This is a genomic window from Streptomyces sp. NPDC051173 (genome assembly GCF_040689515.1).
In the GTDB taxonomy this organism is placed as follows: Bacteria; Actinomycetota; Actinomycetes; order Streptomycetales; family Streptomycetaceae; genus Streptomyces.
The window spans coordinates 1-17,264 of the sequence record NZ_JBFBBD010000024.1 but is presented as its reverse complement, the minus strand read 5'-3'; the positions used below and the strand labels follow the sequence as shown (position 1 = coordinate 17,264).

General features: G+C 72.8%; 14 protein-coding genes, 1 tRNA gene and 1 pseudogene. 8 read left to right on the top strand and 8 right to left on the bottom strand.

Annotated features, from left to right (window positions below):
* Positions 1–158: 158 nt before the first annotated feature.
* The 4 genes from tmk to AB0435_RS15565 all read left to right on the top strand — a co-directional run bounded on the left by tmk (position 159) and on the right by AB0435_RS15565 (position 7,274).
* On the top strand, positions 159–3,692 hold the full coding sequence (gene tmk / locus AB0435_RS15580) for a dTMP kinase (protein WP_366427212.1): 3,534 nt from the start codon (positions 159–161) through the stop codon (positions 3,690–3,692).
* Positions 3,693–3,944: 252 nt separating this feature from the next.
* Complete coding sequence (locus tag AB0435_RS15575; RefSeq protein ID WP_366006787.1) at positions 3,945–5,147, top strand: DNA polymerase III subunit delta'; 1,203 nt, start codon at positions 3,945–3,947, stop codon at positions 5,145–5,147.
* A gap of 308 nt (positions 5,148–5,455) precedes the next feature.
* The gene (locus AB0435_RS15570; RefSeq protein ID WP_366427211.1) at positions 5,456–7,102 is read left to right on the top strand and encodes an alpha/beta hydrolase; all 1,647 of its coding nucleotides are present in this window, start codon (positions 5,456–5,458) and stop codon (positions 7,100–7,102) included.
* Between the two features lie 98 nt (positions 7,103–7,200).
* Positions 7,201–7,274, top strand: a tRNA-Thr gene (locus tag AB0435_RS15565).
* Positions 7,275–7,317: 43 nt separating this feature from the next.
* On the opposite strand, the gene AB0435_RS15560 is transcribed toward AB0435_RS15565, so the two are convergent.
* Positions 7,318–8,802, bottom strand: coding sequence for a tyrosine-type recombinase/integrase (locus AB0435_RS15560; protein WP_366427210.1), 1,485 nt, complete (start codon positions 8,800–8,802; stop codon positions 7,318–7,320).
* Here AB0435_RS15560 and AB0435_RS15555 point away from each other — a divergent pair.
* Entirely contained in the window at positions 8,801–9,361 is a 561-nt protein-coding gene (locus AB0435_RS15555) for a methyltransferase (RefSeq protein ID WP_366427209.1), read from the top strand. The two genes, AB0435_RS15560 and AB0435_RS15555, sit on opposite strands and share 2 nt — an antisense overlap.
* 74 nt (positions 9,362–9,435) lie before the next feature.
* Here AB0435_RS15555 and AB0435_RS15550 read toward each other — a convergent pair whose 3' ends face one another.
* The 7 genes from AB0435_RS15550 to lysW form a co-directional block, all read right to left on the bottom strand.
* On the bottom strand, positions 9,436–10,452 hold the full coding sequence (locus tag AB0435_RS15550; RefSeq protein WP_366008337.1) for a transketolase C-terminal domain-containing protein: 1,017 nt from the start codon (positions 10,450–10,452) through the stop codon (positions 9,436–9,438).
* Positions 10,449–11,327, bottom strand: coding sequence for a transketolase (locus tag AB0435_RS15545; protein WP_366008336.1), 879 nt, complete (start codon positions 11,325–11,327; stop codon positions 10,449–10,451). The genes AB0435_RS15550 and AB0435_RS15545 overlap by 4 nt, the downstream gene beginning before the upstream one ends.
* Positions 11,327–12,424, bottom strand: a complete 1,098-nt coding sequence (locus tag AB0435_RS15540; protein ID WP_366008335.1) for a M20/M25/M40 family metallo-hydrolase — start codon at positions 12,422–12,424, stop codon at positions 11,327–11,329. The genes AB0435_RS15545 and AB0435_RS15540 overlap by 1 nt, the downstream gene beginning before the upstream one ends.
* Before the next feature lie 11 nt (positions 12,425–12,435).
* The gene (locus tag AB0435_RS15535; RefSeq protein ID WP_366008334.1) at positions 12,436–13,293 is read right to left on the bottom strand and encodes a [LysW]-aminoadipate kinase; all 858 of its coding nucleotides are present in this window, start codon (positions 13,291–13,293) and stop codon (positions 12,436–12,438) included.
* A 61-nt stretch (positions 13,294–13,354) separates the two neighbouring features.
* Positions 13,355–14,392, bottom strand: a complete 1,038-nt coding sequence (gene argC, locus AB0435_RS15530; protein ID WP_366008333.1) for an N-acetyl-gamma-glutamyl-phosphate reductase — start codon at positions 14,390–14,392, stop codon at positions 13,355–13,357.
* A complete protein-coding gene (locus AB0435_RS15525) occupies positions 14,380–15,258 on the bottom strand; it encodes a RimK family alpha-L-glutamate ligase (RefSeq protein ID WP_366008332.1) in 879 nt (292 codons plus the stop codon). The genes argC and AB0435_RS15525 overlap by 13 nt, the downstream gene beginning before the upstream one ends.
* Positions 15,255–15,419, bottom strand: a complete 165-nt coding sequence (gene lysW, locus AB0435_RS15520; protein WP_116213109.1) for a lysine biosynthesis protein LysW — start codon at positions 15,417–15,419, stop codon at positions 15,255–15,257. Before lysW ends, AB0435_RS15525 begins: the two co-directional genes overlap by 4 nt.
* Before the next feature lie 295 nt (positions 15,420–15,714).
* On the opposite strand from lysW, the gene AB0435_RS15515 reads away from it, so the two are divergent.
* The 3 genes and pseudogenes from AB0435_RS15515 to AB0435_RS15505 form a co-directional block, all read left to right on the top strand.
* Positions 15,715–16,473 (top strand): sulfotransferase family protein, encoded by a 759-nt coding sequence (locus AB0435_RS15515; protein ID WP_366008331.1) that lies wholly within the window; start codon positions 15,715–15,717, stop codon positions 16,471–16,473.
* 76 nt (positions 16,474–16,549) lie between these two features.
* Entirely contained in the window at positions 16,550–17,119 is a 570-nt protein-coding gene (gene cysC, locus AB0435_RS15510; RefSeq protein WP_366427208.1) for an adenylyl-sulfate kinase, read from the top strand.
* A gap of 23 nt (positions 17,120–17,142) precedes the next feature.
* A pseudogene (locus tag AB0435_RS15505) lies at positions 17,143–17,264 on the top strand (sulfate adenylyltransferase small subunit); the annotation flags it as partial.

The following is a 17,264-nucleotide window of genomic DNA, read 5'->3' as shown; positions in this document are numbered from 1 at the left end:
GTTGTCCTCAAACGCCGGACGGGCTGGTTGTCCAGCCCGTCCGGCGCTTGAGGATGCGCCTGCAGGGCGCTCCGCCGCAGGCGGCAACGAACCCGCACCGTTCGGACGGGCGTTCTATAGAGACGCGGCTCCCCGCCGTAGGCGGATAGGCTGGCAGGATGACGCGAGCCGAGCAGCCAACAGTGGAAACCCCCACATCCGGGGCACTGGCCGAGGACTCCCGCGAGCGTGCCGTACGGGCCCTGTTGCGCCTTCCCCCGCTCCGGCGGCTGTGGAGCGCCCAGTTCGTCGGCGGGATCGGGGACGCTCTCGCCCTGCTGGTGCTCCTGCTGCTGTCGTTCCAGGCGGCGGTCGCGGCGGGCTCCTTCGGGGGCGGCTACCGCGGTGCCGCCCTGGCGATCGCCGCGGTCCTCGGCGCGCGGCTGCTCGCGACCCTGCTCTTCGGTGCCGTCCTGCTCGGCCCGGTCTCCTCGCTGATCGCGCCGAACGGCCCGCTGGACCGCCGCTGGACCATGCTCGCCGCCGACGGCGTACGGCTGGCACTGCTCGTGGTGGCGCCGCTGTGGACCGGTTGGACCGGCACCAGGGCCCTCGCGCTGCTGCTCGTGTCCGCCTTCGTCATGGGCGTCGCCGAGCGGTTCTGGACCGTGGCCAAGGACGGCGCGGCGCCCGCGCTGCTGCCCAGGCCGCCCACCGAGGGCACCGCCGTCCGGCCGCTGCCGGACCCCTACGACGCGCTGCGCCGCCTCTCGCTGCGTACGAACTTCGTCGCGCTGCCCATAGCCGCCGCCGCGCTCGTCGCCATCACCCTCGTCAGCAATCTGCTGGGCTCCGGGATCGCGTGGTTCCACGCGCACCAGGCGGCGCTGGGCTCCTTCCTGGCGGCCGCGCTGTTCGCCGGTTCGGCCTCGATCCTCTACCTCCTCGAACTTCCCGGCGTGCAGTCGCCGCGCGTGCGCTCCCCCCTTGAGGGACTGCGCCGCCCCCGGACGCCGCACGGTCCCGACACCGGGCGCACGGGCGCCATCCCGGTGCTCGTCCTCGCCTGCGCCGCCGTCGCGGGCGCGATCGCCGCGGCCGTCGGCGTGGCCACGCTCCAGGCCGTCGACCTGGGCGGCGGGCCGGTCGCCTTCGGGCTGCTGGTGCTCGCGCTGAGCGGTGGCCCCGTCATCGGTATCCGCACCGCCCGGAAGGTCCTGCCGGGCTTCTCGCGCCGCCGCCTGCTCGCCCTGGCCCTCGCCCTGACGGGCCTCGCGCTGCTGATCGCGGGCCTGGTGCCGGACCCGACGACGGTCCTGCTGCTGATCCTGCTCGCGGGCGTCGGCGCCGGCGTCGTCGCCAACACCGGGCACTCCCTGCTCGACCAGGAGACCGAGGAGGTCCGGCGGGCCCGTACGACCGAGCATCTGCACGCCGTCGTCCGCGTCACCGCGGCGCTCGGCGCGGTGGTCGCGCCGCTGCTCGCCGCCGCCATCGGGCCGCACCGGCTGGAGAGCGGCAGCTTCGTCTTCGCGCACGGCGGGGCCGCATTCACGCTGATGCTCATCGGCGCGCTGCTGCTGCCCGTCGGCGCCATCGTCCTCGGCAAGACGGACGACCGGCACGGCGTACCGTTCCGCCGCGACCTGATGGACGTCCTGCGGGGCGGCGACCCCGCGCAGGCGCCGTCGGGCACCGGCTTCTTCATCGCCTTCGAGGGCGGCGACGGCGCCGGCAAGTCGACACAGGTGCAGGCCGTCGCCGACTGGATCCGCGGCAAGGGCCACGAGGTCGTCGTCACCCGGGAGCCCGGCGCCACGGCCATCGGCAAGCGGCTGCGCGCGATCCTGCTCGACGTCGGCTCCGCCGGCCTGTCCGACCGGGCCGAGGCCCTGCTCTACGCCGCCGACCGCGCGCAGCACGTCGACTCCGTCGTGCGGCCCGCGCTGGAGCGCGGCGCGGTGGTCATCACCGACCGCTACATCGATTCGTCCGTCGCCTACCAGGGCGCCGGGCGCGACCTCTCGCCGACCGAGATCGCCCGGATCTCCCGCTGGGCCACGGACGGGCTCGTTCCGCATCTGACGGTGCTGCTCGACGTCTCGCCCGAGACGGCCCGCGAGCGCTTCACCGAGGCGCCGGACCGGCTGGAGTCCGAGCCGGCGGAGTTCCACCAGCGCGTACGGACCGGCTTCCTCACCCTCGCGGCCGCCGACCCCGCGCGGTACCTCGTCGTGGACGCCGGGCAGGAGCCGGAGGCCGTCTCCACGGTCGTACGGCACCGGCTCGACGAGGTCCTCCCGCTCTCCGCCGACGAGATCGAGGCCCGCGAACAGGCCCGCAAGGCGGCCGAGGAGGAGGCCCGGCGCAAGGCCGAGGAAGAGGCCGCGCGCAAGGCGGAGGAGGAGCGCCTGGAGCGCGAGCGCCAGGCGCAGCTCGCCAAGCTGCGGGCCGAGGAGGAAGAGCGCAAGCGGCGCGAGGCGGAAGAGGCGCGTCGACGGGAAGAGGCGCGGGCCGCCGAGGAGGCCCGGCAGCGGGCCGAGGAAGAGCGCCTGGCGGCCGAGCAGGAGCGCAAGCGGCGCGAGGCGGAGGAGCGTACGCGCGCCGCCGAGCAGGAACGACTCCGCAAGCAGGCCGCCGAAGAGGTCCGGCTGCGCGCGGAGGCGGAGGAACGGCGCCTGGAGAAGCAGCGCAAGGCGGAAGAGGCCCTGCTGCGGGCCGAACGGGCGCGCGTCGAGGCGGAGGCGGCGGCCGCGGCTGCTTCGGCCTCTGCCGCTGCGTCTGCTCCTTCCTCTTCGGCTGCTTCGGCCTCCGAGGCGCCGACGGTCGAACGGCCGTCGCTGCGGAAGGACGATCAGCGGGACGACTCTGCTGACTCCGCCGACTCCGCTGATTCCGAGGCGACCCAGACGGTGGAGGCGCCGACTCCGCCGGCTTCCGGCGACTCCGACCGTACGCAGACGGTGCGCAGGCCGATCGTCGGCCGGCCGGACCCGCGGCGGGGCGACCCCGACCTGACGCCGACGGTCGAGCGGCCGCGCGTCGAGCAGCGCGCGGAGCCGGAGGGCGCGGCCGACGAGACCGCGGTGCTCCCGCCCGTGCGGCCCGCGCCGCCGGTCGTCCGCCCGGAGGCGCCGCAGCGCGTCACCTGGGGGATGGAGCCGGGGAAGACGGACACCGGCTCGGAGTCCGAGGAGACGGCGGTGCTTCCGCAGCCGGTGGCCCGGACCGAGGCGAAGCCTGCGTCCGGTGGGTCCGGCAGGTCGGGTGCGTCCGGTGCGTCCGGCGGATCTGGTGCGTCCGGCAGGTCCGGTGGCTCCGGCGAGCCCGGTGGGTCTGGTGTCTCCGGCGGGTCCGAGGGATCTGGTGCGCCCGGCGCTTCCGGCGCCCCCGGTGCTTCCGCGGAGGACGAGACCGCGGTGCTTCCTCCCGTACGTTCCGAAGGCCCCGCCCCGGCCGCGCGGTCCGACCGTTCCGAGGACCCGGCGGACCGCGTGCCGACGTGGCTGTTCCGGCCGGAGGACGGGGAGCGGACGCGCGAGATGCCGCGTACGACGGATGAGCAGCCGGAGGCCCGTCGGCGCCGCCCGGGCTGGGCGGAGTCGTCCTCCGACGACGCGCCCACCCTGGCGGACGAACTGCTGGGCCCGCGCGAGGACACGCGCCGCCCGTCGGACGACGAGCAGAAGGGGCGCCGGCGGGGCGGACGCTGAGGCGTCCGCCGGTCCCCGCGGTGGCCTCTGCCTCGTCGGCCCGGTCGGCCTGGGTCGGCCGTCGGCCCGTCCGGCGGCCGTCTCTCCGGGCCGGCCGTGGCCAGGAGGCCCGAGGCGCCGGCCCGGCGGGTATCAGCCGTCAGCCGACCAGACCCGCCCCGGGGCGGGCCCAGAGTTGATCATGGCGGGCGGTGTCAGTGCCGTGTCCCACAATGGGTAGCCGCAGGACGAACAGCGCGCTCGGAGGCAGCCATGGCGGTGTGGGACGACCTGGTCGGTCAGGACCGGGTGACGGAGCAGCTCTCCGCTGCCGCCCGCGACGCGGACGCGTTCGTCACGGGCGGGGGTGGTGACGCGGGCGGCGGTTCGATGACGCACGCCTGGCTGTTCACCGGCCCGCCCGGGTCCGGGCGGGCCACCGCGGCCCGCGCGTTCGCCGCCGCGCTCCAGTGCGTCAGCCCCGACCGGTCCCTCGGCGGGGCCCCCGGCTGCGGTTTCTGCGACGGCTGCCACACCAGCCTCGTGGGCACCCACGCGGACGTGGAGATCGTGCGCACCGACCAGCTGTCGATCGGCGTCAAGGAAACCCGTGAACTCGTCCGCCGCGCCCAGCTGTCCCCGGCCGGCGGCCGCTGGCAGGTGATCGTCCTGGAGGACGCCGACCGCCTGACCGAGGGCGCGGGCAACGTCCTGCTCAAGGCGGTGGAGGAGCCCGCTCCGCGCACTGTGTGGCTGCTGTGCACGCCTTCTCTGGAGGACGTGCTGCCGACGATCCGTTCCCGCTGCCGCCTGCTCACCCTGCGGACGCCGCCCGTCGCCGCGGTCGCGGACCTCCTCGTCCGCCGGGACGGCATCGAGCCCGAGGTCGCGGGGCAGTCGGCGCGGGCCACGCAGGGCCACATCGGCAGAGCCCGCCGCCTCGCCACGGACGAGCGCGCCCGCGCCCGCCGCGCGGCCGTCCTGAGGCTCCCGCTGCGCGTCGACGACGTCGGCGGCTGCCTGAAGGCCGCGCAGGAGCTGATCGACGCGGCCGCCGAGGACGCCAAGCAGGTCGCCGAGGAGGTCGACACGAAGGAGACCGAGGAGCTGCGTGCCGCCCTCGGCGCGGCGGCCGGCACCGGCAGCCGCCTCCCGCGCGGCACGGCGGGCGCCATGAAGGAGCTCCAGGACCGCCAGAAGCGCCGCAGCACGCGCACCCAGCGCGACAGCCTCGACCTCGCCCTCGTGGATCTGACCGGCTTCTACCGCGACGTGCTGGCCATACAGCTCGGCTCGCGCGTGGAGCTCGCCAACACCGACTCCCGGGACGCCCTCCAGCGCGTCGCCGCGGGCTCCGGGCCGGAGCGGACGCTGCGCCGCATCGAGGCGATCATCGAGTGCCGCCGCGCGCTCGACCGGAACGTGGCGCCGCTCCTCGCGGTCGAGGCGATGACGATGGCCCTGCGGGCGGGCTGAGCCCGCGTCCGGGCCCGCCGGGAGCGGCGCTCGCCACAGGCACCCGAAACCCGACGGACCCGCGACGGTCCGTCGGGTTTCGCGTGAACGGCGCCCCCACGCACGCACCCGCCGACAGTTACGCGATCTCACTCATACGAGCCCAAGCGGCCCCGCAACTGGCCATGCCGCACACCCATATGGATACGCTCCGTGCGGGCACCGTGATCTGTCGTAACCAACAGTCATTCCCGCTGCTCGTCGTTTTCATGCCATCTGTGCCGTATTGCTCCATTCATGCCACATCACTCCATCAGAGGGACCAGCCGATGGACTCCAGCCGTCTGCTCCGCACCTCAGGCGTCGTCATCGCGACCGCGGCACTGCTGATCTCCGGCTGTGCCCTGGAGGACCCGGGGCCGAGCGCGTCCGCGGCGGCGAGACCGCAGGCCCAGGGCGACGGGCGGGCCTGGGGCGCCCTCCCCGCCGCGGGTGCGATCGGCGCCGGCGGTTCCCTCGCGGGCCCGGCGAGCACCCTCGCGCCGCTCCCGAGGGCACTGCCCTCCGCCCTGCGGCCCTACTACGCCCAGAAGCTCGCCTGGCACGCGTGCGGCGCCGCCGGGTTCGAGTGCGCCACCCTGACCGCGCCCCTGGACTACGACCGGCCGCGAACGGGTGACGACATCAAGCTCGCCGTATCCCGCAAGAAGGCGACCGGCCCCGGCGAGCACCTCGGCTCCCTGATGGTGAACCCGGGCGGACCGGGCGGCTCGGCGATCAACTACCTCCAGCAGTACGCGGGGGCCGGCTACCCCGCCGCCGTCCGCGCGCGGTACGACCTGGTCGGCATGGACCCGCGCGGCGTCGCCGCGAGCGAGCCGATCACCTGCCTCAGCGACGCCGAGATGGACGCCTACACACAGGTGGACCAGACGCCCGACGACGCCACCGAGATCGCCGAGCTGGTCGAGGCGTACCAGAAGTTCGCGGACGGCTGCGCGAGCCGTTCCGGCAGGCTCCTGCCCCATGTCTCGACCGTCGACGCCGCCCGCGACATGGACGTACTCCGCGCGGCCCTGGGCGACGAGAAGCTGACGTACGTCGGCGCCTCGTACGGCACCTTCCTCGGCGCCACCTACGCCGGGCTCTTCCCGTCCCGCGTCGGCCGCGTGGTGCTCGACGGCGCCCTCGACCCCTCCCTGGACTCGGAGCGGATCAACCGCGACCAGACGGCCGGTTTCCAGACCGCCTTCACCGCCTTCGCGCAGGACTGCCTCAAGCGCAAGGACTGCCCCCTCACCCCCGCCGCGAACGCCGCGGCGGCGGGGGACCGGCTGGCCGCGCTCTTCAAGCAGCTCGACGCCCACCCGGTCCAGGCCGGCAAGACGCGCAAGCTCACCGAGAGCCTGGCCACCACGGGTGTGATCTCCGCCATGTACGACGAGGCCGCCTGGGGTCTCCTGCGCAAGGCGCTGGGTGCCGCGGAGCACGGCGACGGCGCCCTGCTGCTGAGGCTCTCGGACGCCTATTACGAGCGGGACGGCAAGGGCTCGTACACCAACCTGATGTTCGCCAACGCCGCCGTGAACTGCCTGGACCTCCCGCCGGCCTTCCACGACCCCAACGAGGTCCGCGAGGCCCTCCCCGAATTCCGCAAGGCGTCGCCGGTCTTCGGCGCCAGCCTCGCCTGGTCCTCTCTGACCTGCGGATATTGGTCGGTGCCCGCCACCGGCCGCCCGCACCGCATCCCCGCGCGAGGCGCCGCCCCGATCCTCGTCGTCGGCACCACCCGCGACCCCGCGACCCCCTACCCCTGGGCCCGCTCCCTCGCGTCGCAGCTGTCCTCCGGCCGCCTCCTCACGTACGACGGCGACGGTCACACGGCGTACACCCGGGGCAGCAAGTGCATCGACTCCGCGATCAACAACTACCTCCTCACGAACACCCCGCCGCCCGCCGCCCAGAAGTGCTCCTGACCTGCGGATCCCCTCTCCCGGCGGCTGTGTGCGGAGCACCCCTCGAAACTGTGTAGACTTGGCCGCGCTGCTGATGCCGAACCGGTGTCCGGCAGCTTGCCGCCTTAGCTCAGTTGGCCAGAGCAACGCACTCGTAATGCGTAGGTCTCGGGTTCGAATCCCGAAGGCGGCTCAGTGAAAGTCCAGGTCAGATAGTCCCTGACCTGGGCTTTTTCTTATGCCGGGATGCGGCGGGGGCGGAACGCGATGATCTTCGCGCCCTCATGTGTGGCCGTTGTGTGGCCATCCTGATTTGCAGTCGCATCGACGGTCCGCTCGGCAAGTTGGGCGAGAGCGACCTGCGCGAGCTGCTCGACCGTGCGGCCGTCCTGCTCGGCGGCCTCGACGATCTGCGCGACGAGGTGATCGAGAGCGACCTGCGCGACCTGCTCGACGCGCGGATCGACAGCCGCCTCGGGGCGGCGGACGGTGCCCCGAGGAACCATGGCGGCGGTCGCCTCGGCGGCATCGCGAGCGGCCTTGGGCATGACCGGCTGATAGATATCCCGGGTGATCCGGCTTTCACTGTGGCCGAGGGTCTCGGACACGATCTTGATGTCGACGCCGGCGGCGAGCATGAGCGAGGCGGCGACGTGCCGCAGATCATGCAGCCGGATCGGCGGGAGACCTGAGAGCTCGACGAGACGCTCGAAATGGTCGGTCAGCCACCCGGGGTGGATGAACGACCCATCGGGCATGGTGAACAGGCGCCCGGAGTCGATCCACGCCTCGCCGTACGAGAGGTGTTCGCCATCCTGTCGCAGCGCCTGGTCGTCGAGTATCTCGTCGGTGTACTCGTCGAGGTCGATCACGCGCTCGCCGCTGTCGGTCTTCGGCGCGTTCTCGATGACCTCCCAACCGTCCTGCACAAGCTGCGTCGCGATGGTGAGCGTTCCCCCTGCGCGGTTCCGGTCCGTTCGGCGGAGGCCGCACGCCTCGCCGCGGCGTAGCCCCCGGAAGGTGATCAGGTGGAAGAGCCCGTACAGGCGCTCGCCCGTGTCGGCGAGGAAGTCGAGGAACTGCCCGGCGTGTTCCGGGGTCCACACCATGACCGGGGACGGCTTGATGCCGGTCCGCAGCCACTCGGCAATGCGCTCGTCGGTCCACACAAGCGCTTTGGGGCGCCTGTGCGCTTCGAGCTCGACGTGCGCGGCGGCGTTGAAGATGATCGATCCGCGCGCGATGGCGACGTTCAGGGCAGCGCGTAGTGTCGCCTTGATGTGGTGCTGCGTCGCGACGCCCGTGATCCGCCGGAACGGCGGCATCGCGTCGATGGTCTCCTTGATCGCCTTACGGCGGCGACGGTTCTCAACCCCCTTCCACGGAATCAGCTTGAGCTCGTCCACCGCCGTACGGCGCAGAATGTTCGCGTCGTTGATCTCGATGTTCGTCTCGGCGATGCCGGCGAACATCTCGTCGAGGTGAGCGACGGTGAGCCGGTCGAGGCGTATGTGCCCGATCCGCGGTATGAGGTGTACGCGTATGTCGACCTCGTACCGGTCCTTCCCCTTCTTGCGGAGTGCCTTCTTGCCGTCGAGCCACAGTTCGAGCCACTCGCCGACGGTCATGTGCTGCGTGAGTGACTGGCCGGTCGCGAACTTGCGCTTCGTCTCGTCGTAGTTGGGGATGGGGTCCTTGCTCGCCGCGACCGTTTCGAGCATGTCGGCGATGCGGGTGCGGCCTTCGACGTCGTACCTCTCGGAGTACCGGCACCTGCTCGACGTCGGTGGCGGCACGGCCATCAACGCGTCCACGCTCGCCGCCCGTTGGCCGCACCTGCGGGTCACCATCGGTGACCTGCCGTCGGTGGCGGCCGCGGCGAACGGGAAGATCGAGGAGATGGGCCTGGCCGACCGGGTCGCGGCCGTCCCGCTGGACGCCTTCGACGACGAGTTCCCCACCGGCTGCGACGCGGTCCTCTTCGCGCACTTCCTGGAGATCTGGTCGCCGGAGCGGATCCGGGCGCTGCTGGCGAAGGCGTCGCGGGCGCTGGAGCCGGGGGGTGCCGTCCTCGTCGTCACCCCGCACCAGAACGACGAGGAGACCGGCCCGGAGCGGGCGGCGTACCTCTCGGCGTACTTCCACACGATCGCGTCGGGCGAGGGCATGGTCTACACGGGCCGGGAGTACGAGCAGTGGTTCGTGGAGGCGGGGTTCGAGCCGGCGGGCCGGGTGATGCTGGGGGCCGACACGGTGGTCATCTGCGGGCGCAGGGTCTGAGGACGCAGGATCTGAGGACGCCGACGGGGCGGGTGGGGGAAACCCCCCGCCCGCCCCGTCGGTGAACCGCCCGGCTACCGCGGCGCGGTGGCCCCCAGCGCCGCGCGCACCTGGGTCACGACCGCCGCCGCCGTGATGCCGTTGCGCTCCACGAGGTGGCTCTGGCCGCCGGTGCCCCGTGCGAAGTGGTCGCCCACGGCGACGCGGCGCACGGGCGTGGGGACGCCGAGTTCCGCGATCGTCTCCGCGGCCGCGGAGCCCAGGCCGCCGGCCGCCCAGTGCTCCTCGACGGTGACGACGGCCTTCGTCGCGCGCGCCGCCGCGATCAGCGCGCCGGTGTCCAGCGGCTTGACCGTATGGAAGTTGAGCACCGTCGCCTCGATGCCCGCCTCGGCGAGCGTGCCGGCCGCCTCCAGGGCGGCGAGCACGGGGTACGGGCCGGTGGCCACCAGCGTCACGTCGTCGCCCTCGCGCAGCCGCTGTGCCTCGCCGAGCCGCTGCGGCGGGGCACCCGCCGGGAGGTCGGGCGTGGCGTTGCGGCCCAGCCGGATGTAGACGGGGCCCGGGAGCTCCTGGGCCTGCCGGACGAGGGTCCCGGTGGAGGCGGCGTCCGTCGGGACCACGACCGTGAGGTTCGGCAGCAGCCTGGTGATGGCCAGGTCCTCCAGGGAGTGGTGCGTGGAGCCCAGGTGGCCCGCGGCGAGACCGCCGTGGGTGGCGGCGATCCGCACCGGGAGGTTGTTCAGGGCGATGTCCAGCTTCAGGGACTCCAGCGCCCGCGTGGTGGCGAACGTCGCCATCGTGTTGACGTACGGCAGCCGGCCGGACCTCGCCAGGCCCGCGGCCACGCCCATCAGGTTCTGCTCGGCGATGCCGAGGTTGACGTAGCGGGCCGCGGTGCCGCCGAAGTCCACGCCGTTGAACAGGCCGGTGTCGCTGTCCAGGCACACCACCCGCTCGTCCGCGGCGAGGAACTCCACCAGCAGGTCGCGGTAGACGTCACGGCTGGACGGGGTCGCGGGCGCCTCGGGGCCCGCCGCGGGCGTGGCCCGTTCCGGGGCCCGCGGGGCGTCGGGTGCCACGGTGGTCATGCCTGTGCCGCCTTCCTGGACTGGGCGCGCAGGATCGCCAGCGCCCTCTTCTTCGGTCGCTCGCCGAGGCGGGCGTAGTGGCTGCGCGCCTGGCCCTCGATGTAGGGCAGGCCGCGGCCCTTGACCGTCCGCGCGATCAGCACGGTCGGCCGGTCCGCGTCGGCGGGGATGCCGTCGAACGTGGCGCGCAGCAGGGCGATGTCGTGCCCGTCCACGTCGTGCACGTGCCACCCGAAGCTGCGCCAGCGGTCGGCCAGCGGCTCCAGGGCGACGGCGTTCTCGGTGGGGCCGGTGATCTGGAGGCTGTTGCGGTCGACGACGGCGACGAGCCGGCCGAGCCCGAGCGAACCGGCGGCCATCGCGGCCTCCCAGTTCGAGCCCTCCTGGAGCTCGCCGTCGCCGAGGATGACGAAGGTGCGCCGGGGGGAGCCGTCGAGCCGTGCCCCGAGGGCGAAGCCGACGCCCAGCGGCAGCCCGTGCCCGAGGGAGCCGGTGGGCATCTCGACGCCGGGCACGGCCGCGTTGGGGTGCGCGGAGAAGAGGCTCTCCGGGCGCCCGTACGTGGCCAGGTCCGCGGCGGGGAAGAAGCCGCGTTCCGCCAGGGCGGCGTAGAGGCCGATCGCGCCGTGGCCCTTGCTCAGCAGCAGCACGTCGCGCTCGGGGTCGTCGGGCGCGGCGGGGTCGACGCGCAGCACCGAGCGGTAGAGCGTCACCAGGATCTCGACGAGGGACATCGAGCCGCCGAGGTGACCCCCTTCGGCGGAGCCGCACATCTCCACGATCAGTTCGCGGACGCGCAGGGCGTGTTCCTCGGGCGTGAGGTCGCCGGTCCAGGCGCTGCCCGCGAGGGAACCGGTGGGGGGCGTGGCACTCATCAGCATTCCTCGGTTGCGTGCGGGGCGGGGGCCTGCGCCGGGAGGGAGGCGCCGAGCTCGCGCAGGGCGGCGGACAGCACCTCGATGCCGCCGAGGTAGTCGGACAGCACGACGTGCTCGTCGTCCGCGTGGTCGAGCCTGCTGTCCCCGGGGCCGTACGTGGCCATCGGGACGTCCCAGACCTCGGCCAGGGTGTTCATGTCGGAGGTCGCCGTCTTCACCTTCATCGACGGCTTGGCGCCCTGCTGCCGGATGCCTGCCGTCAGCGCCCGGACGACCGGGTCCGTACGGCCCACGCGGCACGCCTCGACGGTGTTGACGACCGTGATCCGGCCCTCGGGCACGGCCTCGGTCAGCTGGTGGACGAGCTTGTGGTGGTCGAAGCCCGGCGGGATGCGGATGCTGAACTCGGCGGTGGCCTCGGCGAGATCACCGTTGATAGACACGAGCGTGGGCCCCGGCTGGTCGAAGGAGCCGTGGCTCGCGTCCGGTCCCAGCAGCTCCAGCAGCGTGGCCCAGGCGCCCGCGGCCAGCTCGGTGGCCTTGGGCAGCGGGTTGCTGGGGTGCGTCGCCTCGCACTCCACCTCGTAGAGGAGGTCGAGCTTGCCCTTGTAGCCGAGCACGACGGTCGACCAGCCGCTGGGCTCGCCGATGACGAAGGCGTCCGGCCTGGGGTGGGTACGGCGGATGTGCACGGCGCCGCGCGACAGCGCCGTCTCCTCCTCCACGGCGCCCACGACCACGACGCGGCCGCGGAAGTCCGTCGCGGCGGCGGCCGCGCAGACCATGGTCGCCAGCGGGGTCTTGGCGTCCACCGCGCCGCGCCCGTACAGCCGCCCCTCGGCGGCGTAGACGGGCAGGTCGCCGGTGACCGTGTCCATGTGCCCGAGCAGCATCACCGTCGGCCCGGGGCCGCGGACGATCTCGCCGACGGCGTTGCCCGCCTCGTCGACCCGGGCGTCGAAGCCGAGCCCGGTCATGCTCTCCACCAGGAACGCGGCCAGCTCCCCCTCCCCGTACGACGGGGACGGGATCTCCAGCATGCGGCGCAGCATGCCGACCGCGTACGACTCCGTGACCGGGCTTGGCGCGGTCACCGGCGTGAGCGTCATCCGAGTGCCTCTTCCGTGTCGTTTTCCGTGTCGGTGGTGCGGGAGATCACGATCTCGGTGGCGTGGCCCGCGAGCGCGGCCCGTACGGGGTCGGGGCGGCGGCCGTCGGCGATCAGGACGCGCCGCGCGCCGCCGAGCAGGGCCTCCCGGGCGGCGATGAGCTTGAGGCCCATGCCGCCGCCGACGTGCGGCGGTGCCCCGGTGGGCGGCACGGCGCAGACCGGCAGCACGGAGGTCTCGTCGGCGGGGTCCGCGAGGACGCCCGGGGCGCCGGTCAGCAGGACCAGGGTCTCCGCCCGGAGGGCCCCGGCGACGGCCGCTGCGGCGCGGTCGGCGTCGGTGTTCACCGGGCGGCCGTCCTCCGCGACGGCCGGCGGGGAGACGACGGGCACCGAACCGGCGTCCAACAGGGTGTTCAGCAGGGCGGTGTTGACCTCCACCACGCGCCCGCTGTGGTCGTCGCGCACGAGCACCTTGCGGCCGTCGACGATCGCGCGGTGCGCGGACTTGCGCCTGGCGCGCAGCAGGCCGCCGTCCAGGCCGGTGAGCCCGACGGCGCTGACGCCCGCCTCGACGAGCGCGCCGACGAGGCGGGGCTTGGCGAGCCCGGCGAGGGCCAGGTGGACCACTTCCAGGGTCGCGGCGTCGGTGTGCCGGGCGGAGACGCCGTCCGGCGAGGTGAGGCGGCGGAGCGGAACGCCCATGCGGCGCGCCAGGTCCTCGATGTCGGCGGAGCCGCCGTGCACGAGGGCGACCCGGGCGCCCCCGTGGGTCATCGCCGCTACGTCCTCGCAGATCGCCAGCGGGTCCACCGCGGCGTTGCCGCCGCACTTGACGACGGTGATGTGCTGCATGTTCTCGGGCCTTTCGGCTGCTCGGGGTGCGGCGGTCCCGCCCCGCGGACGCGTACGCGGCTCAGTTCGGGTGCAGGCCCGTGAACCCCAGGCCCAGGTCCTCCGGCCAGCCCTGGCGGATGTTCAGGCACTGCACGGCGTTGCCCGAACCGCCCTTCACGAGGTTGTCGAGCGCGCCCACCACCACGGCGGTGCCCTCCTCGTCGCCCATCGCGAAGCCGACGTCGCAGAAGTTCGACCCGGAGAGGATCTTCGGCTCGGGCAGCCGGTAGAGGCCGCGCTTCTGCGCGACGACGCGCACGAACCGCTCCTCCGCGTACGCCTCGCGGTACGCCCGGCGCAGCGCGCGCTCGTCCGTGCCTTCGGTGAGCCGTACGCGGCAGAGCACCTGCACGCCGCGTACGGCCTCCACGCCGGTGGCGGTCATGCTGACCGGCAGCCCGGTGGACTGGGTGATCTCTGCCTGGTGGCGGTGGCCGCCGGGCGCGAAGATCCGCATGGCGCCGCTGCGTTCGGCGTGGATGTTGGACGAGCCGGCCGAGATCCCGGAGCCGCTGGAGCCGGTGCGGGCGTCGATCTGGATGCTCCCGGTGAGCAGTCCGGCCTCGCTGAGCGGGCGGAGCGCCAGGATGCCGGCGGTCGCCATGCAGCCGGGCACGGAGATGCGGTCGCTCTCCTGGATCTCCTCGCGGTGCCACTCCGGGAGGCCGGTGGCGAAGGTGGGGATGAGCCCGGGGGCGGTGTGCGGGGTGCCGTAGTGGCGCTCGTAGACCTCCGGGTCGCGCAGCCGGAAGTCGCCGGAGAGGTCGATGACCTGGTCGGCCAGCCCGAGGAACTCGGGCATCCGGCCCATGGTCTCCTTGTGCGGAGTGGCCAGGAAGAGGACGTCGAAGCTGCCCTTGGTCTCCGCCAGTCGGTCGTTCGCGACGAAGGTCAGGTCGGTCGCGCCGCGCAGATTGGGGTGCGGGCCGTCCACCCGCTTGCCCGCGAAGCGGTTCGAGGTCGCGACGGTGACCTCCACGCGCGGGTGGCCGATGAGGAGCCTCAGGAGTTCGCCGCCGATGTATCCGGAGGCTCCGACAACCGCTACTCGCAGCATGATTCAGACCTTGTCATGAGATGTTCGACGATCCGGTCGGCCACGTCCACGCGGTCGCCCATGGCCCGCTGGAAGCCCGAGAACTCGACACCGTGGTTGACCTCCAGGACCACCACCTCGCCGTCGTCGCTCTCGATCAGGTCGACGCCCGCGATGTCGGCCCCCACGGTCTTCGCGGCCATGACCGCGAGTTCGGCCGTCGCGGGCGAGGGGGTGAACGCCTCGGTGGTCGCGCCGCGCGCCACATTGGTGCGCCACTGTGTGCCGCGGCGGTAGGTGGCGCCGAGCACCTCGCCGCCCACGACGACCATGCGGATGTCGCGGTCGGGCTTGGCGATCAGTTCCTGGACGTAGACGATGTGCGACTGCGGGGCCGGGAGGGCGGCGATGTACTCCATCACCGTCTCCGCCGTCCGGCGGTCCGGCAGCAGGGTCACCAGGCGGCCCCAGGAGCCCACGAGCGGCTTGACCACGGCGGGGTAGCCGATCTCCTCCAGGGCGTCGAGCGCGGCCTCGGGTGTGAGGGCGAGCGCGGTGCGGGGGGTGGGCAGGCCGGCCCGGCGCAGGGCCACGGAGGTCTGCCACTTGTCACCGCAGACCTCCGTGGCCGCCGCCGAGTTGACCACGGTGGCGCCGACGGCCTCCAGGGCGCGCGCGGCGTACAGGGCACGGGCGTGGCCGATCTCGCGGTTGAGCACGATCCGCCACGGCGGCCGCTCCGCGTGCAGCAGGCTCCACGACGCCCGGCTGTCGACGTACTCGCACTGTGCGCCCCGTCGTTCGAAGGCGTCGAGAAGGCGCTTCTCGTCCGCCCTCATACGGGACGCGAGCATGGCGAAGCGGCCCGGGCGCGTGGAGGAGGTCACTCGCCCCAGTCCTCTTCGATCTCCGGGGCCAGCACGAGCTCGACCGGGTCGACGGAGATGAGCTCCAGCTCGCTGGAGCAGCCGGCGCACTCCACGATCTCACTCACCCGGGGGTTCTCCATGAGGGCCACGGAACCTTCGCACTCCGGACACTTCGCCATGAAAACTGCTCTCCCATCGCACTGTTGCGGAATCGCGCACTTGACACGCACTGGATGCGCGGACCAAGGCTAGGGGCCGCTGTTCCGGGCGGGCATCCACTCGTTTGATGATTCCCGCCGGGCGATTCCGTTGACCGCACCGGGCAATTCCTGATGGCGCGTCGACGCGCGTCCACAACTTCTCAACGGCAGGCTGACCGGCCTGCTTCAATTCCCCTGCTCAGGGCCCCTGTCGGTGCGCGCCCATTGCTCCCGGCGCGCTGTTCGGGCTAGGTTGAGGCGCCCGTGTGCAGTATTGGCAGAGTGTGCGAGGAGTGTCATTTTGCGGTCCGCAGAAGCCCCGAGAATTCTGGCCCTCTGGAGCGCTCCGCGCTGCCGTTCCACCGCATTCTTCCGCATGATGTCGGAGCGCGGTGATTTCCGGCTGCTGCACGAGCCGTTCTCGTATCTGATGGAATTCGGTTCCGTGGACGCGGCCGGCCGGGAGATATCCGACGAAGCCGGTCTGCTCGCCCGGATCCGCGAGCTCTCCGCGGACCGTCCGCTTTTCTTCAAGGACACCACCGACGAGCGCTGTCCCGGGCTGCTCGCGGACGCGCCTTTCCTGGAGCGGGACGCGCTGCACACCTTCATCATCCGGCACCCGCGCGAGACGATCGCCTCGTACTACGCCATCAACCCCGAGGTGCGGCTGCACCAGATCGGGTTCGAGGCGCAGTACGAGCTCTTCGAGCGCGTCCAGGAACTGACCGGCACCGTGCCCGCCGTGGTCGACGCCGCGGACCTCGTGGAGGCGCCGGAGCGGACCGTGCGGGCGTACTGCGCCGCCGCTCGCATCCCGTACGTCCCCGAGGCCCTCCAGTGGAGCAGCGGCAGCCGCGAGGAGTGGGCGCCGAGCGAGAAGTGGCACCGGGACGCGAGCGCGAGCAGCGGCTTCGAGAAGAAGGAGCGCGGGGACCGGGTCGACGTGGACACCCACCCTGTCCTCTCGGAGTACCTGGCGCACCACCTGCCGTTCTACGAGAAGCTGCGCGCGCACCGGCTGGGTGTCTGACGTGGGAGCGAGGGCGGCCGCGGTGCGGCCCCTGACCGATGCGGTGAGGAGCGGTGAGAAGCGGGGTGTCCGGAAGATGACAGTGACGCAGTGCACGTGCGGAACGCCGGAGCGGACGGGCGCCACGGTGTGGCTGACCGGTCTGCCCAGCGCCGGCAAGACCACGATCGCCAAGGAGCTCGCCGAGCGGCTGCGCGGCGAGGGGCACCGGGTGGAGGTGCTGGACGGGGACGAGATCCGCGAGTTCATCTCCGCGGGCCTCGGCTTCAGCCGCGCGGACCGGAACACCAATGTGCAGCGCATCGGGCTGATTTCCGAGGTGCTCGCGCGCAACGGCGTGAAGTCGATCGTGCCGGTGATCGCGCCGTACGCCGATTCCCGGGAGGCGGTGCGCGAGCGCCACGACGCCTCGGGGACGGCCTATGTGGAGGTGCACGTGGCGACTCCGGTCGAGGTCTGCTCGGAGCGTGACATGAAGGGGCTGTACGCCAAGCAGGCGGCCGGCGAGATTTCGGGTCTCACGGGGGTCGATGATCCCTATGAGGCACCCGAGGCGCCGGACCTGCGGATCGAGTCGCACACGCAGACCGTGGCCGAGTCGGCCGACGCTCTGTATTCGTTGCTCACGGAGAGGGGCCTGGTGTGAGTGACACCGGTTCGACGGCCTTCGTGCCCGTCGACGACACCGCCGGTCGATACGCGTTGTCGCATCTGGATGTGTTGGAATCGGAGTCGGTGCATATATTCCGTGAGGTGGCGGGTGAGTTCGAGCGGCCGGTGATCCTTTTCTC

Coding starts and splice junctions, on each gene's coding strand:
- argC (WP_366008333.1), bottom strand. CDS start 14,392: ATGCTGCGAGTAGCGGTTGTCGGAGCCTCCGGATACATCGGCGGCGAA.
- lysW (WP_116213109.1), bottom strand. CDS start 15,419: ATGGCGAAGTGTCCGGAGTGCGAAGGTTCCGTGGCCCTCATGGAGAAC.
- cysC (WP_366427208.1), top strand. CDS start 16,550: ATGACAGTGACGCAGTGCACGTGCGGAACGCCGGAGCGGACGGGCGCC.
- AB0435_RS15550 (WP_366008337.1), bottom strand. CDS start 10,452: ATGACCACCGTGGCACCCGACGCCCCGCGGGCCCCGGAACGGGCCACG.
- AB0435_RS15555 (WP_366427209.1), top strand. CDS start 8,801: ATGTCGGCGATGCGGGTGCGGCCTTCGACGTCGTACCTCTCGGAGTAC.
- AB0435_RS15570 (WP_366427211.1), top strand. CDS start 5,456: ATGGACTCCAGCCGTCTGCTCCGCACCTCAGGCGTCGTCATCGCGACC.
- AB0435_RS15545 (WP_366008336.1), bottom strand. CDS start 11,327: ATGAGTGCCACGCCCCCCACCGGTTCCCTCGCGGGCAGCGCCTGGACC.
- AB0435_RS15575 (WP_366006787.1), top strand. CDS start 3,945: ATGGCGGTGTGGGACGACCTGGTCGGTCAGGACCGGGTGACGGAGCAG.
- AB0435_RS15535 (WP_366008334.1), bottom strand. CDS start 13,293: ATGCAGCACATCACCGTCGTCAAGTGCGGCGGCAACGCCGCGGTGGAC.
- AB0435_RS15560 (WP_366427210.1), bottom strand. CDS start 8,802: ATGCTCGAAACGGTCGCGGCGAGCAAGGACCCCATCCCCAACTACGAC.
- tmk (WP_366427212.1), top strand. CDS start 159: ATGACGCGAGCCGAGCAGCCAACAGTGGAAACCCCCACATCCGGGGCA.